The sequence below is a fragment of the Methanomethylovorans sp. genome (assembly GCF_050177135.1).
Classification (GTDB): Archaea; Halobacteriota; Methanosarcinia; order Methanosarcinales; family Methanosarcinaceae; genus Methanomethylovorans.
On sequence record NZ_JBFXHJ010000046.1, the window covers coordinates 1 to 14894 of the forward strand.

Below are 14894 nucleotides of genomic sequence, written 5' to 3' on the forward strand. Positions count from 1 at the left end.
CAATTCCACAGAATTCAGGCTAAAGTCCCTGATGGAAAGAGAACTGCCCATACAAAAGGATGTAGAGAAATGGTATCCCTTGTGGGGAATACCATTTTAGTATATTTTAACTTAACTAAATTATTCAGTCCTCAAAGATGCCACTGCCTGTGAACACATCCTTTGCTTCCTCAAAGGTCAGATCCTCAGGAGGCACTATGATATCTGATTCAACGATCTCTTCGGCACCCAGGACCTTCCCATTCTGTTTGATCTTTGAGATGAGAGCCGCCAGGTCTTGCTTGTAAGTTTTCTCATTACCTTTAGTCACATGCTCAACTATGCGGTTATCAATAGCGTTCAACTCATCAAAAAGGCTGCTGGGCACCTTATATTGCCCCAGTCCCATTATCCGAATTATCATTTGCCTGCCTCCTGCTTGAGTTTTGCAAGCTCCGCATCGACGGTGCTCTGGGAACTTAGCTTTGCGAGTTCACGGTCTATGTCATCATGCCTGCCAGTCACATCTTCCAGTGTACCTTGTTCAATAAGTTCATCAAGGGCTGCAGAACGTGCTTTCATCTGTTCCGTCTTGTTCTCGGCCCTCTCCATGGCAAGACCCACATCTGCCATTTCCTCGCTGATCCCTGAAATAGATTCGTTGATCTTGACCTGGGCTTCAGCAGAGGAATACTGTGCTTTGATGGTCTCCTTTTTTGTCCTGAAGATCTCGACCTTTGTGGACAAACGCTTCTCTGCAGCTACAAGCTTCTGCTGTTCCTGGTCCAACTCCGCTATCTGCTGGTCAAGCCCCTGAACCTGTGCCACAAGTGCAGCCTTACGCTCAAGGGCAAGCCTTGCAAGATCTTCCCTGTCGGCTTTGACAGCGTCCCTTGCCTGCTGGTCCAGCTTGTCTATGCTTTGCTGAAGCTTTGCTTTCTGTAACTCCAGACGTTTCTTCGATGTTGTGACCTCAGCCACTCCTCTCTTTACATTTTGTAGAAGCTCAAGCTGTTTTTCATAAGAATAATCAAGAGTCTCCCGGGGATCTTCCATCTTATCTGCAATTTTATTCATTTTGGCTTTGATAACTGTGCTCATACGATTGAATAAGCCCATATTCTCCCTCCTTGTGATCTCAGCTGATATATTTGCCTTACTTTATGATACGATTTAAATCATATAAATGTTAGGAAATAACTTAAAAAGTATATTCTATTCGTTATCTTTTCCTGAAAATGGATGTTGCTGAGAAACTTCATTCTTATGTTTAAACCATGTCTTGCGCCTATAGTAGTTAAGAGGGTGTTTTATCCTGCTGCATAGTTCATCTGCACCATAGCAATTGCCATAAGTGCGCATAGTGGAGCAGGAAGGGGGCTTGTATTCTGTACCTGATGAGCCCGAGATATGTTCTATCTGATATCTCGTTTTCTCCATATCGAAATCAGGAGATACGTTGAACATAGCAATGATATCATCTACTGACATACCCACGTTACGCAGGAACGAAGTAAGGGCAAAACGCATAGAATGAGCCAGATTCACCCCGGCTCTTACATTGGATATGGCATGTACCATACAGGGAGGAAACATATTACTCTCCACCGAGCCAAAATCCCCGGAGCCAAATGTTTCCTTCATCTGCTGCAGTTCAGTCTGGATCGGAGAAATGTATGGAACACACATCTGACAAATATCTTCAGGTACATCCAGAGGAAGAGAACTCTGGATCCGGTCACGTATAGCTTCCTGAAGCAACCTTGCAAGTTCTTCCTTTGAGATATAAACGTGGCCTTTCTGTATCTTGCGGTTAACAAGTTTCCATTCCAATGCTTTCATGGAACTTGCAAGCCGGATATAATCAGTGAAATGGATATCGAACTGATGGTCAGAAAAAAGAACATCAACATGAAAATCAGATGCTATTGAACATATGAACTCATATGGTTCTGAATGCAGAAGCTCATAACAGGAAACTGCTTCTGCAAGTGCATACCTGCGTATAAGAAAATTATCATCCACACATGATACTAAGACCCTTGAAAAGGGATAGGAAAGCAGTTCAATGAGAATTTTGCGGTCATCCGAAGCTAAAAGCTGGGGCTTAGTAATATCACCTTTTAAGGCCTGAAGTACTCTTTCAACCCCACGGGAACGGGCAGAATCCATGGCTCGGGAGGTTATCAGCCGTTCAAGGCTGAAACCTAGATCTGATACGTATGCTGAAGCTTCCGTAATAAAGGGGTAAAGAGCAAGATCCTTTTCTTCCATAGATCAGTCTGATTCTATCCTTGGGGCAAGCAGGTAACTTATCTTGCCTGCACCTTCGGCAATAGTGAAACCTATCTTGATAGGATAATCCTTCCCCAGCTCAAGAGTGACCTCATTTGACTTAGAGGCTGGTTTGACAATGTCCGAGAGATAATCCAGAGAGAACAGAGAACGGGCCTCTCCGGATCTCAGATCTATCAACTGGTCGCGGGGCATTTCCAGACGGACCTTATCAGTATCTCCTTCAGCTTCCATGTAGAAGATATCTCCATCCACACCAAGGGACATGTGATCACTGATCTTCTCTGCTGCTTTGACCGCTTTCTGAAGTTCCTTGCCATTGAGCACAACTTCAGCAGGCAACTCAAGCTGTGGTATGCGCGGTTCTGCACGGATAGTGGAAGGATCCAGTAACGAAAGAGTATAAGAAAATCCACCAATGTGTATGGACATTTTCTGGGACAGCTCGTCCAGTGCCAGAGTAGCCTTTTCGTTCTTTTCTGCTACCCCAAAAATATCATTGACCTTCGTAAGGTCCATGCCGATCTCACAGTCGTCGGCAGCAAAATCATCAAAGGCACTTGCCGCAAGCTCAAAGCTTACCATGGCCACGTTTGCCGGATCCACTGCTCTTACAGAGAGCCCCTCTGTGGATATCCTGAATCGAGCCTCATCCACGAGTACAGAAAGCGTTTCTATGGAACTTTTTAAAATATCCGCGTCAATCGTTGCCTTGAACATATCAATTCTCCATCCGGTGTCTGAATAACCACTTCATTATATCCTTTAAGTAATAAAAGTTTCCTATATAAAAACTCATATAAATGTGGCTTGAGGATAACTCAGTCATATTCTCTCCATGTGGCGTTGCATTTGGTGCATTTGAAGAAACGCGTTTCAGACTCATCCGCCGATCTGAGCTGTCTGAGCCACCAATATGCAACATTGTGCCCGCATTCAGGACATCTGGAAGATGTGGTGGGAAGACCCTGGTCGAAATTCTCTTCAAGAACAGTGACTTCACGGTCCTTACGTTGGGATTTTGACACGAGGTCATCAGAAACTCCTTCAGCACCCTTCACATGGCCGCACTTTTTACATACGAAAGAACCCTGAACCGGGAACATCATCGACTTACATTTGGGACAGAACTCCATTTATATCAACTCTTGCCTGATCTATTATTTTATTGTGATCGAAAGCCAGTTTAGGTATGCCATCTATTGTGAAAAGCGCGACATCTGCCGCATCAGAACCTGCTTTTGGGATACCTGTTCCCTTTGCGAGATAACATATAGACACTGTATGCCCTCTTGGATCACGCAAAGGTTCTGAATAGACTCCAATCAACTTAACTATTTCTATCGATAAGCCGGTCTCTTCCAACGCCTCACGCACTACTGCCTCTTCAGTAGTTTCTCCTACCTCTACGAATCCACCGGGAAGGGCGAACATGCTCTTAAAAGGGTCGTTTTGACGCCTGACAAGTACGATATTTGAACCATTTATTATTATTATTGCATCTACAGTTAAAAGAGGAGTTACCGGTTTCATATGACAACAAGTTTATTATGGCTGACAAGTATATAAGTCCATACAATTACAGGTGCTATTAATGCTTATCATACTATGGATATCCATCTCATTAATGCTTCTCAGTGCGATCCTGTCTGGAAAAAATAGATATAAAAGAATAATAGGGGCAGGAGGGTGGACCGTATTTTCAATTCACTGGGTGCAGCAGCCTTTGCATTATATTGCCATAGATGACTATGTGAACGTGACACTTACCATAGCAATGAGCATATTTTGCTTGCTCATAGCACGCACAATGTATGTGCAATATACGAATAGATACACACCTATGAAAGGTGAGATCGACATCACATATATGGCTACTAATGCTATTGCTATCGGATCAGTGTTCTATTTTCCTTTTGCAGAGATATCAGCCCTGAAAGAATGGCTGATCGGCATGGTAACAAATAATATAATGTGGACACTGAGCATGCTAGGCTTCTCGGCTTATAGGGCGGGTAACATGATAACATATAACGGACACACCGTGGAGATAATCCTGGGATGCACTGCCATTGAAAGCATTGCTCTTTTTATGGGCCTGATAGCTTCTGTGAATGCACCGATGAAAAAACTGCTATCTGCATTCATGGTATCAGTGCCCGTCATCTATATGCTTAATATATTAAGAGATGTATTTGTAGTGGTCGCATATGGTGAAATGTGGTTTGGACCAAATAGCTTTGAGATAGCTCACCATATGATAGCAAAGGCTGGGTCAGGAGTAGCTCTATTTGTGATCGCATACATGGTCATGCGTATACTACCTGAGATTCTGGAACTCATTGATGGCCTTTGGAACATGACCACCGAACAAATTAATAAATTAAGGAAGAAAGTGTAGGGAAATTATTAAATGCTTGCCAAAGGTTCAATTCCCTGGATACTGACTACTTTTGGGATTACATTTAGTTTTGCATTAGCGAGTTATTTCACAGCACATTCATATGCAAAGACAGGATTGACAATAGGAATTTTGGTACTGGCATTCTTGTTCATATTCTTCCGTGATCCTGAACGGTATCCTGTGGAGGGAGACGAATGTATGCTCTCCCCGGCCGACGGCAGGATAGTAGATATAAGGAACAGAAAACTGTGTATCTTTATGAACTTTCAGAATGTTCATGTGAACAGGGCGCCTTTAAAAGGAGAGGTCACTTCACTTGAGTATAAGAAAGGTGGATATATACCTGCTTTTTGTAAGGACTCTCACCGAAACGAGAGACAACATATATACATGGATACAGAATACGGGAAAATAGAAGTTGTCCAGATAGCAGGCACCATTACCAGAAGAATAGTGCCTTACATAAAGGAAGGAGACTTTATGGAAAGGGGACAACGTATAGGAATGATCCGTTTCGGCTCCAGGGTGGACGTAACAGTTCCGGAGAGCTTCGTGATCGAATGCAATAAAGGTGACAAGGTATATGCCGGCCGAACAACCATAGCCAGATTAAAACAGAAGGAGTGAATGACATATTTAGTACTCTGAAATTGCCTGATCTGATCACTCTGCTCAATGCATTATGTGGCTTTGGAGCGATAGTTGCAATACAGTACGGAATGGTTCAACTATCGTGTACATTGATCCTCTTAGCTGCAATTGCAGACGGCCTGGACGGGAGCATGGCCAGATATATGGGAGGAAGCGATATTGGGGGGTCACTTGATTCGCTTGCAGACGTGATATCATTTGGTGTGGCACCTGCAATTATAATCACCTCATTTATAAGCGAATTTGTTACACTTGTAGCTGTCTGCTTTTATCTGATCTGCGGTATCCTGCGGCTTGCACGGTTTAACATATCTAAACCTGACAGTGCTTTTTTCAAAGGCTTGCCTATAACAGCAGGTGGAATAACAGTTGCCGCAATTATACTAGTGGATGAGGGTCACCTACAGTCAATTGCTGTGGCATTAGGGTGCATAATACTGGGGATGCTGATGGTGAGCAGTATACCCTACATGAAGATCAGAAGCAAAAAGAAAACCCTCCCATTAACCTTTATATTTGCCATATCTATATTATCGTATTTCCTTGACCCGACATTTACAAGTATAGCCACAATTCCTTTAATGCTGGCTATGATGCTTTACATCATCTCGCCAATTTTTATAAAGAACAGGGGAGAAGACATTCGTGAGCACAATAAACAGCATAACTGAAAGAGATAATGCCCTATTTGAAGCTGGGATCAAGCTTGGAGCACTATATCATCAATTTAGTGGTTCACCTGTGAACATGAGAACAGTAGACAGTCTGGAAAAGGCAATAGCAGATAGTATCTCCGTGCAGCCATACGTAAAGAGCATAAAGGTTAGCATAGACAGAGAGATGGTGAGCTCCAGACTAAATAGTGAATTCGGATACTGCGAACTGGAAGGGCGTATGCTGGATGTCACCCTGTGCATGAAATATAAAGATATAATGGTAAAGGCTTCCCTTAAATACGACAAGTATCTGGATTATCCCTTAATGAAGATCGAAGAAATATCAAATATCCGATAACATCGGATAATTTATGCTGATCTGAATGCTTCTACTAAACGCGCATTTTGCTCTTGTGTGCCTACAGTGACCCTTATAAGAGAGTTGCCAGCGCCCCTGAAAGAACGGCAATCCCTGACAATTATACCTTTTTTAAGGAGGGATTCACATACCTCACTGGCACTGCGGGGAGAAACATCTACAAGTACGAAATTTGCCATGGAGCCATATACCTTAAAAGGTATTTGTTCCTGCAAGTATTTGCGTCCCTCTCTGACCATTACAATGCTCTTTTCAATATGTTGTTTGTCAGTAATAGCGGCTACACCGGCTTTCAATGCAGGGAGACTGACGTTGAAGGGCGTCGCGATCTTCATATATTCTTTCTTAAGCCAGGCAGGCATTATACCATAACCTAGACGTAAGCCAGCAAGACCAAATATTTTAGAGAACGTCCTGCCTACAACCAGGTTATCGTATTCCATTACAAGGTTTGTGACACTGTGTTCGGCAAATTCCACGTAAGCTTCATCTACGAACACCAATCCCCGGAAGGATTCCAAAAGCCTCCTTACATCAGAATCTGGTACCATGTTACCTGAAGGGTTGTTGGGAGAACAGAGGAAGATCACTTTCGTTCTGGAAGACACTGCTGTTCTAATAGCATCAATATCAACAGAGAAATCTTCTTTCCTTTCAACATATATTACAGAAGCTCCGTTTGCACGGGCAGCTATTTCATAATAGGAGAAAGTGGGTATTGGAAGTATAACCTCATCACCTTCCTGAATGATGAGCCGCATCAGGTTATCCAGCAGGCCATCCATGCCGGGACCTGCGGCACATATATTGGAAACAGGGAGAGAAAGGTACCTGCTCAGAGCTTCCACAAGTTCACCTGCATCCGCTGAAGGATAGAGATGGACCTTTCCTGCGTTTTCCAAAATTGCCTCAACCGCTTTTGGAGAAGGACCTAATGGGTTCTCGTTGGAACCCAATTTTATGATGGAAACCGGATCAAGGTCATATTTTTTCGCTGTGTCCTCTATGGACCTGCCTGGTACGTATTCGCGAATAGTACGAATGTTCTCATCGATGAGTTCAAGCCTGTTCAATTACCTCTACCACCCTATCGATCTGGTCTTTGTTAATAACAAGAGGTGGAGCCAGACGTATTACAGTTTCAGAAGTACTGTTAAGCAGTACTCCATGCTTCCTTGCATGGTCCACTATTTCAGTGCAGTTGCGCTCCAGTTCCAGCCCGATCATAAGACCTCGGCCACGAACCTCCTTGAAGCCAGGAATATCTGCTTGCCTGAGCTTATCCATGAAATGCTTGCCAAGTTCAGTGGTACGCTCCAGCAGACCATCTTCTTTAATAGCTGCGATGGAACCCAGAGCTGCAGCACATGCAAGGGGATTTCCGCCGAAAGTAGAGGCGTGCTGACCCTTACTGAAGGCTATGCCTTTTTTTGCAACAATTCCCCCCATGGGGAAACCGCCACCCATGGCTTTAGCCATGCACATTATATCTGGCTGGATACCGAAGTGGTCCTTGCAGAACCATTTGCCTGTCCTGCCAAAACCCGTCTGCACCTCATCAAAGATCAGCAGTATGCCATGTTCATCGCATATGCGGCGCACTTCCTGCAGATAACCATCAGAAGGCACATGAATGCCACCTTCTCCCTGAATAGGCTCAATGATGATAGCAGCGGTTTTCTCTGTGATAGCTTCTGCCATGGAATCAGCATTATCGTATGGCACAAAGATCTCTTCCTGCACCAGAGGCCTGAATGGAGCCCTATACATCTCCTTGTAAGTTACTGATAGAGAACCCATGGTACGCCCGTGAAAAGACCTTTCTGCAGCTATGAAGTCTGTTTTTCCTGTAGTGACACGAGCCAGTTTCATTGCAGCTTCCACTGCCTCTGCTCCGGAATTGCAGAAAAAGGCACGATCCATACCTGTTAACTTCACCAGTTCCTCGGCAAGATCGGCCTGGACTTCCGTATAATAAAGATTTGAAACATGTATGAGCTTCTCTGCCTGGGACTTTATGGCTTCCACTACCCTTGGATGACAGTGCCCTACATTATTGACTGCGATACCTGCAACGCAGTCTATGTACTCCACACCGTTGACATCACAGACAACTGCACCTTTTCCACTGACAAGTGCAAGCGGCTGGCGCCCATATGTCTGCATGACATGAGCTGCATCCTTCTGTGCGATGCTTTCGTAATTTATGGAAGACATGGAACACACCTCTGTTAATTACAAGGCAGTTAGGTATATTTGGAATATATAAAGACTTGACGATGCTTAAAGGATCTTGTGTGGGGGTTTCAATGAAATATAGATATTGTGTAACAGGAACACAAGAGATGCCTGGAAGAAGAACATTGCAAAAGTATATCTGTAGCCAGTTTCTTCCGAAATCGGAAATGGTGATAGCAAAGGTTCAAAGAAAAAGAACAATAGGCTCAGGGATAGAAAGTAGAAACTGAACTTAAGCTTGTTGTAGGATACAAAAAGGCGTGAACGCACAACATCTGCACTGTAATTGTTCAACTCATAGCAAATAAGCAATGCAAGAACTACCGTGAGGCCACGCATCAGAACATCCAGTGCAATAAGAAAATTTGCGTTCATATGAAGGCATCCATACTTTTCATGATCATACCTGATATAGGAGACACCTAATCATTTTATATAATTCAAACATCAAGCTGCATCAGTTGACTGTCACTTAACTCAGCATTTTCTTCCCTTTCAAAGACAACACCTTCAGAAGCCCTCATTACACCATCAACCCTTGCAGATTCATGTATCCTGACGGTGCGCGCATTGATCTCACCCAACACATGGGAACCTTCAGAGATCCTCACAATTCCCCTGGAAACAATATTCCCATGAATGGAATTGTTCTTTCCAAGATAGATATCATCTATTGTCCTTATACTCCCGTATAGAGTATTATCACTACCCATCTCCAATGAAGTGGAACGGATATTTCCTACAAGCCTGCAGCCATTCCCTATAACTGCATGAGAAGGTACGCGGATAGAGTCGATAGATATACTTGAGCCGTTTGGAATTATCATAGCAGCGGGACCCATAACCTCTACAGTATCATCAAAAAGTTCATTCAGTGCTTTTTCCACCTCTTCATCCTTACCAAGACGCAGAAGTTCACTTATGTATAGGAAAAGATACACAATGACAGGTACAGGGTTACGTATGACTATCCAGCCCTTTGCTTCAAAGCCTCCGTTGATCTTAACATCATTACCGATATCCAGGTCGCCTTTGACGATCAGTTTACCATCTATGTTGACAAATTCTCCCAAATAAGCGTCCTCACCTGTTTTGACATTTCCACCTATCCGGGACCAGATGTCGATACGTATATCAGACTTGCATACAAGATCACCAGCAAGTTCCACGCGTTCACCCAGAATGGCAGAATTTGCGTGAATACCGTACTTGATATCTGAATGATTACCTACTATCACATCACCTTCCACGACAATAGTGTGCTCTTCCATTTTTGTGTTGTCGGGGACCACAAAGGTCTTAAGGAGAGTTTCTTCGGCTATGATATCACTTCCGTAAATGGTGAATTGTAGCTACGGTTACAGCACACATGATATAAAATGGCATGTATATATTATTAATTATTATGTATGTCTTTCTCTTGGTCTATGCCGTTGCGCACATCAACAGCTGGTCCTCTGCCTATGGATAGAGCTTCATCCGGGGAAAGTAAGAGCTGACCTGTGGCAAGGAGCTTATCAGAAGCATCGACAACAAGGACTTCTTCTCCGGCCCTAAGTTCTTTGTCCAAACCAATGACGTGTTTTGCGAAAACGGTCTTGCCTTTCGATACAAAGGGAACAGCGTCATCACACACCATCACCCTATAAGAAGGCGAAGGAAGGACATTGTGTATCACCTGAGCTCCGGCAATGCTCAGGGTGAGCATACCATCCTTTGCCCTGACTGTGGCAATGCGTTGACCGTTGTGTATTATTTGCCTGACACGGTTGGTCCTTGACAGCAGAAAAGTTACACCTTCCGGAAAAAGGGCTTCACCACATCCTTTTCCAAACTGATAATCGGCTATGCTCCTAACTTTTCTCAGATTCTTATCTGCATCTTGCATAGCAGCTAAATTACAGGTTCCTTTTAAATGTATAGCGGTCATTTTAAATTAAAGATATGAACATCAATTTTATGAATTATAATATATAATTAGCATCAAACAGATTTAAATATAATAATGACTTATTAGTACTTGAGGAAACGGGAAAACTGCTTGTAAGCTGTATAACCCGAAAAACGTAACTGTAACCAAGCAAACCATTCATCCCCTCAAACAATGTGCCCGTTTCCTCTTTTTTCTGATGGTCAATTATCACAAATGTTTTGGTTTTTCTTATTTTCAAAAAATAAGATGGATGGAACTATATTCACCCTTTTACAACTCCAATAGGCATCAAGCGTGCAACTTTCCTTGCTATGCCCAGGTTATGAACAACATCCACCACGTCACTGCTTGACTTGTAGACCTCCGGAGCCTCTTCAGCTATTAGTGCAGGTTGTGTGGCACGAACAGATATGCCCATTTCGCTGAGCTCTTTCTGGATCTGCTCTCCTCTGAACTCATGTTTTGCATGAGCTCTGCTCATAACCCTGCCGGCACCATGACACGCACTACCAAAACTGATCTCCATTGCATCAAGAGTCCCGTGCAGTACGTATGAAGCAGTTCCCATGCTTCCTGGGATGAGCACTGGCTGTCCCACGTCTTTATATAGCGCAGGGATATCGGAATGACCTGGAGGGAACGCACGGGTAGCACCTTTCCTGTGCACATATACCTCTTGCTTTTTGTTGTCAATTCTGTGTTCCTCGAGCTTTGCCACATTATGTGCTACATCATAGACCAGGTCCATACCCAGTTCATCCATATCCTTACGGAAGAAATCCTGGAACACTTCCCTTGCCCAGTGCATTATGACCTGCCTGTTGACCCAGGCATAGTTGGCCGCACATACCATGGCACCGAAATAGTTCTGAGCCTCGGAAGAATCCGTAGGTGCACATGCAAGCTGCTTATCAGGGAGATCTATCTTGTATTTTTGTGAAGCCTGCGTAAGAGTGCGCAAATGATCGGTACATATCTGATGACCTGCACCTCTTGAACCGCAATGGATCATGAATGTTACCTGCCCTTCATGCAAGCCGAAGGCATCAGCAGCTTTTGTGTCATAGATCTCATCCACGTACTGGATCTCCAGAAAATGATTGCCACTGCCAAGAGTTCCCAGCTGAGGCCTTCCCCTTTGGCGTGCCTTGGTACTCACCTGTTTTACCAGAGCGCCTTCCATCATGCCCTGACTCTCACACCTTTCCACGTCCTTAGGTACGCCATAGCCATTTTCCACAGCCCAGCGGGAGCCATGGATAAAAATATCATCCAGTTGATCATCATTTACTCGCAGACGGCTCTTGGAGCCCACCCCGGAGGGTATAGCGTGGAACAATTTTTCCAGCAGGTCCTTTATGCCAGGTCTCACATCGTTCTCTCTCAGGTTGGACCGGATGAGCCTTACACCGCAGTTGATATCAAAACCCACACCACCCGGGCTGATAACACCTTCTTCCCTGTCAAAAGCTGCAACTCCGCCTATAGGAAAACCATAACCCAGATGTGCATCAGGCATTGCCATGGAATATTTTTGTATGCCTGGCAATGCAGCTACATTGGCCACCTGGTCCAATGTACCCTGTTCCAGCATTCCAAGAAGCGGGGGAGATAGGAACAAGCGCCCTGGTACACGCATGCCCGCCTTATATCCGCGGGGCACCTCCCACGTATTATCATTGATCTTATTGAGCTTAAGAGAAATATCACTATCTTCAGACATGAATATCACTTTCCTCGAAACTTCTGTTGGATTCTCCCATCCCATATATAAACTATAGGCCTGGGATGTAAAACAGTATTGGTTCAATGAGCACTTGAATAAATTACATAAGTGGCTCAGGTATCAACTGTGGCCCTCAGCACCCAGCCATCTGCTGATCGCTGCACCTGAATATCATTGTATGTGGCTGCTTTGACCTCTGTATCGAACACGTGCCTGGGGAGATCGATATATTCTCCGTACACAGTAGCAGTGAGATGGAACCGGCCATCTTCCTGTTCGATGCTACGCACCCTGAAATCACCGAAGATCAGATTTTCCGCATCCATCAGGAACAGGAATTCTGAGAGCCAGTCAAAGAGCAGGCCATCAAGGTCTTCCGCGGTGAGATCGATATCCTGAGACAAAGTATTTGATACCGTACTGGTATCTATCATGACATTGAACATGGCCAGAGCTGCATTCCCGAAAGCTTCCTCGAGGGTTTTACCATATGCCAGGAACTTGGCGTCTGCAGTGTGGTCCAGATATTCATACTTCTTTGGCTCAGCAGGCATGGTAAGTAATAGAAGTAAGTGTATTTAAAGTTTTAAAGATCCACAGGATTCAGAGTTGCTGCCATATATGCCAGATGCGCTGGAAGGCTGTGATGTGGCTTGCAACAGCAATTATCACCATGACCCAGCCCAGGATATTGAACATAAAGATATGATACGGGTATGCAACATATGCCACAGATGCCGCCATTATAAGCAGAAGCCTGTCCGCACGGCCCATTATACCTCCGTAGTACCTGCCAAGATGCAGGGCCTGAGCCTGGGTGCCGAGATAACTGGTGATGAGCACACCCACTATGGCAATAACCCCGATCTGCCACTGCACATGACCTGCAAAAAAGATGCTGCAAATGATTATGATATCGGCGTATCGGTCTATTACGTGATCGATGAAATCTCCCTTTGGACCGGCGGTCTTGAGGTATCTTGCCATAAGGCCGTCTATCGCATCGAACAGGGAGTTAAGAGAAACCATAAAAGCCCCTGCCAGCACTAACAGGGGATTCGAGAAGGAGTAGTAGTAGAAGACGCCAGCCAGTATGGCGAACAACAAAGATAAGAAAGATATCTGGTTTGGAGTAATACCCGCATCTGCAACCTTATGTGCAAGTGGTGAGATGAAACGAGTAGCATGTGGGCGTAGGGAATCAGAGGTCATGTGTGATGCTATAAAGGCTTTTTCGGATTAATGTCTTTCTTTTGTTATGCTCTTTTGGACTGCTTTTTGCTCTTGAGTTCACTTGCGCATCAGATCATAAAGGTACTTGATGCGGCAGGAATGCTCCACCTGGGTCGTAAGCACATAGGCTTCGTCAAGCACCCGACCAATGGCGAATGTACCGTGTCCGTACACAATAGCAGCTTTGTGGACAGTCAGAGCCTTAGCGAGATTAACAGCAAGCTCTGCAGAGCCTATGCCTCCCTGAACTATAGGAATATCACCCAGGAAATAACGGCCTTCACTGTCAAGCGGAGTGATGCACCCCTCTCCCTGTAACAAAGACATGGTCACAGCATAGGGACAATGGGCATGTACTATGGCAAATGCGGAGGTGTTGTTGTAGATAGCCCGATGAACTACGGTCTCCGAGGAAGCGATCACATCGAGGGCACAGGCACCGTGAACATCCACCTCCACGATCTTCTCCGATGTCAGCTCATCCAAGGAGCTGCCACTTCTCGTAATAAGCATCTTGTCGCCCATACGAACACTGATGTTACCGAAATGGGACTCTACAAGCCCGCTATGCACCAGTTTTCTACCGATCCTGGATATCTCCTGCCACATGATCACACCTGAAAATACCATAAAATTTATCTGTTATTATGCTATGTAGAGCATGCAATCCATAAATATATGCCTCGGTGGCTCAGCCCGGCAGAGCGAGTGACTTGTAATCACTAGGTCGCGTGTTCAAATCACGCCCGGGGCTTTTGGATTTTTTGAGTAGTATCTTAAAGGCATTTGACAGCTTATTTCTGTGGCTTGGATTTTAAGGATTTAGATGCCTCAGATAGTACGATTTTTTGCTACAATAGGTTAATGATCTGGGTCAATTCTTTTTCGTTTGATATACATATAACTGATCTAGTCTAAACCAGAATACTTCAATATCTCTTTGATGAGATCTTGATTTCCAAGAAGCTGTAAACTTTTGTTGTAGCTGTAATCCAATACTTGATCAATTTGTTCATCATGGTCCCAGAGTTGCTCAAGGAACTCATAACCATATTTTTCTTGTATTTTTTTCAACACAAAAGTGCAGACATAAACATCATCAACGTATCCCATGGGTCCATAAATTTCTTCATAGATCCGATCATTTGGAACTACAAAATATGCCAATGCAGAATTAATGATCCTTCGATCTTCGGAATCAATGTTTTGACGAAGCAGATCACACAGTAATGTGAAAAAATCAGGAATATAAAGTATAAACTTATCAAAACACCCTTCTAAACCATTGATCTCTTCTTGAAGATAATCATAAATACTTTTCATCATTCATCCCCCATCAATAAGATTTAAGTTAGGATTGTCGCAGAAGTATATTTATTTTTAGGAAAACCACTTCTGGT

Annotated in this window: 21 protein-coding genes and 1 tRNA gene; 6 read left to right on the forward strand and 16 right to left on the reverse strand. The window is 44.1% G+C overall.

The features are described from left to right. On the forward strand, positions 1-100 hold a 100-nt coding region (pspAB, locus tag AB7U21_RS05475; protein ID WP_428387590.1), incomplete at its 5' end, for a PspA-associated protein PspAB. Between the two features lie 24 nt (positions 101-124). Here pspAB and pspAA read toward each other — a convergent pair. The 6 genes from pspAA to AB7U21_RS05505 form a co-directional block, all read right to left on the reverse strand. Beyond that, positions 125-403, reverse strand: a complete 279-nt coding sequence (pspAA, locus tag AB7U21_RS05480) for a PspA-associated protein PspAA (protein WP_428387574.1) — start codon at positions 401-403, stop codon at positions 125-127. Continuing rightward, complete coding sequence (locus tag AB7U21_RS05485; protein ID WP_428387576.1) at positions 400-1098, reverse strand: PspA/IM30 family protein; 699 nt, start codon at positions 1096-1098, stop codon at positions 400-402. The genes pspAA and AB7U21_RS05485 overlap by 4 nt, the downstream gene beginning before the upstream one ends. Positions 1099-1194: 96 nt before the next feature. Continuing rightward, positions 1195-2253 (reverse strand): DNA primase regulatory subunit PriL, encoded by a 1059-nt coding sequence (priL, locus tag AB7U21_RS05490; protein ID WP_333786660.1) that lies wholly within the window; start codon positions 2251-2253, stop codon positions 1195-1197. A 3-nt stretch (positions 2254-2256) separates the two neighbouring features. Then, positions 2257-2994: a DNA polymerase sliding clamp gene (locus AB7U21_RS05495; protein ID WP_333786659.1), complete on the reverse strand. Its 738-nt coding sequence runs from the start codon at positions 2992-2994 to the stop codon at positions 2257-2259. A gap of 101 nt (positions 2995-3095) precedes the next feature. Then, complete coding sequence (locus AB7U21_RS05500) at positions 3096-3410, reverse strand: transcription factor S (RefSeq protein ID WP_292352266.1); 315 nt, start codon at positions 3408-3410, stop codon at positions 3096-3098. Further along, entirely contained in the window at positions 3388-3807 is a 420-nt protein-coding gene (locus AB7U21_RS05505) for an NUDIX hydrolase (protein WP_333786658.1), read from the reverse strand. The genes AB7U21_RS05500 and AB7U21_RS05505 overlap by 23 nt, the downstream gene beginning before the upstream one ends. Before the next feature lie 61 nt (positions 3808-3868). On the opposite strand from AB7U21_RS05505, the gene artA reads away from it, so the two are divergent. From artA to AB7U21_RS05525, 4 genes are read left to right on the forward strand one after another with little or no spacing between them, the layout of a single operon-like run. Beyond that, a complete protein-coding gene (gene artA, locus AB7U21_RS05510; RefSeq protein WP_333786657.1) occupies positions 3869-4675 on the forward strand; it encodes an archaeosortase A in 807 nt (268 codons plus the stop codon). Positions 4676-4687: 12 nt separating this feature from the next. After that, positions 4688-5305, forward strand: a complete 618-nt coding sequence (locus AB7U21_RS05515) for a phosphatidylserine decarboxylase (RefSeq protein ID WP_333786656.1) — start codon at positions 4688-4690, stop codon at positions 5303-5305. Continuing rightward, positions 5302-6000 (forward strand): archaetidylserine synthase, encoded by a 699-nt coding sequence (locus AB7U21_RS05520; protein ID WP_428387580.1) that lies wholly within the window; start codon positions 5302-5304, stop codon positions 5998-6000. Before AB7U21_RS05515 ends, AB7U21_RS05520 begins: the two co-directional genes overlap by 4 nt. Further along, positions 5975-6343 carry a dihydroneopterin aldolase family protein gene (locus tag AB7U21_RS05525; RefSeq protein WP_333786654.1) on the forward strand — a complete coding sequence of 123 codons (369 nt, stop codon included), beginning with the start codon at positions 5975-5977 and terminating at the stop codon, positions 6341-6343. The genes AB7U21_RS05520 and AB7U21_RS05525 overlap by 26 nt, the downstream gene beginning before the upstream one ends. Positions 6344-6354: 11 nt before the next feature. Here AB7U21_RS05525 and hisC read toward each other — a convergent pair whose 3' ends face one another. The 9 genes from hisC to AB7U21_RS05570 all read right to left on the reverse strand — a co-directional run bounded on the left by hisC (position 6355) and on the right by AB7U21_RS05570 (position 14103). Continuing rightward, complete coding sequence (gene hisC, locus AB7U21_RS05530; protein ID WP_333786653.1) at positions 6355-7437, reverse strand: histidinol-phosphate transaminase; 1083 nt, start codon at positions 7435-7437, stop codon at positions 6355-6357. Further along, positions 7424-8581 carry an acetylornithine transaminase gene (locus AB7U21_RS05535; RefSeq protein WP_333786652.1) on the reverse strand — a complete coding sequence of 386 codons (1158 nt, stop codon included), beginning with the start codon at positions 8579-8581 and terminating at the stop codon, positions 7424-7426. The genes hisC and AB7U21_RS05535 overlap by 14 nt, the downstream gene beginning before the upstream one ends. Positions 8582-8647: 66 nt before the next feature. Beyond that, positions 8648-8977 carry a hypothetical protein gene (locus AB7U21_RS05540; protein ID WP_333786651.1) on the reverse strand — a complete coding sequence of 110 codons (330 nt, stop codon included), beginning with the start codon at positions 8975-8977 and terminating at the stop codon, positions 8648-8650. Positions 8978-9042: 65 nt separating this feature from the next. After that, complete coding sequence (locus AB7U21_RS05545) at positions 9043-9894, reverse strand: polymer-forming cytoskeletal protein (protein ID WP_428387583.1); 852 nt, start codon at positions 9892-9894, stop codon at positions 9043-9045. Between the two features lie 104 nt (positions 9895-9998). Then, a complete protein-coding gene (locus tag AB7U21_RS05550) occupies positions 9999-10490 on the reverse strand; it encodes a PUA domain-containing protein (protein ID WP_333786649.1) in 492 nt (163 codons plus the stop codon). 307 nt (positions 10491-10797) lie between these two features. Next, positions 10798-12258, reverse strand: coding sequence for an RtcB family protein (locus tag AB7U21_RS05555; protein WP_333786648.1), 1461 nt, complete (start codon positions 12256-12258; stop codon positions 10798-10800). 116 nt (positions 12259-12374) lie between these two features. Beyond that, positions 12375-12815: an archease gene (locus AB7U21_RS05560; RefSeq protein ID WP_333786647.1), complete on the reverse strand. Its 441-nt coding sequence runs from the start codon at positions 12813-12815 to the stop codon at positions 12375-12377. A 49-nt stretch (positions 12816-12864) separates the two neighbouring features. Further along, a complete protein-coding gene (gene pgsA / locus AB7U21_RS05565; RefSeq protein WP_333786646.1) occupies positions 12865-13473 on the reverse strand; it encodes an archaetidylinositol phosphate synthase in 609 nt (202 codons plus the stop codon). 78 nt (positions 13474-13551) lie between these two features. Further along, on the reverse strand, positions 13552-14103 hold the full coding sequence (locus tag AB7U21_RS05570) for an aldolase (RefSeq protein WP_428387586.1): 552 nt from the start codon (positions 14101-14103) through the stop codon (positions 13552-13554). A 71-nt stretch (positions 14104-14174) separates the two neighbouring features. On the opposite strand from AB7U21_RS05570, the gene AB7U21_RS05575 reads away from it, so the two are divergent. After that, a tRNA-Thr gene (locus AB7U21_RS05575) sits at positions 14175-14248 on the forward strand. Between the two features lie 155 nt (positions 14249-14403). Here AB7U21_RS05575 and AB7U21_RS05580 read toward each other — a convergent pair. Continuing rightward, positions 14404-14820 (reverse strand): YkvA family protein, encoded by a 417-nt coding sequence (locus AB7U21_RS05580; RefSeq protein WP_428387588.1) that lies wholly within the window; start codon positions 14818-14820, stop codon positions 14404-14406. Positions 14821-14894: the final 74 nt, after the last annotated feature.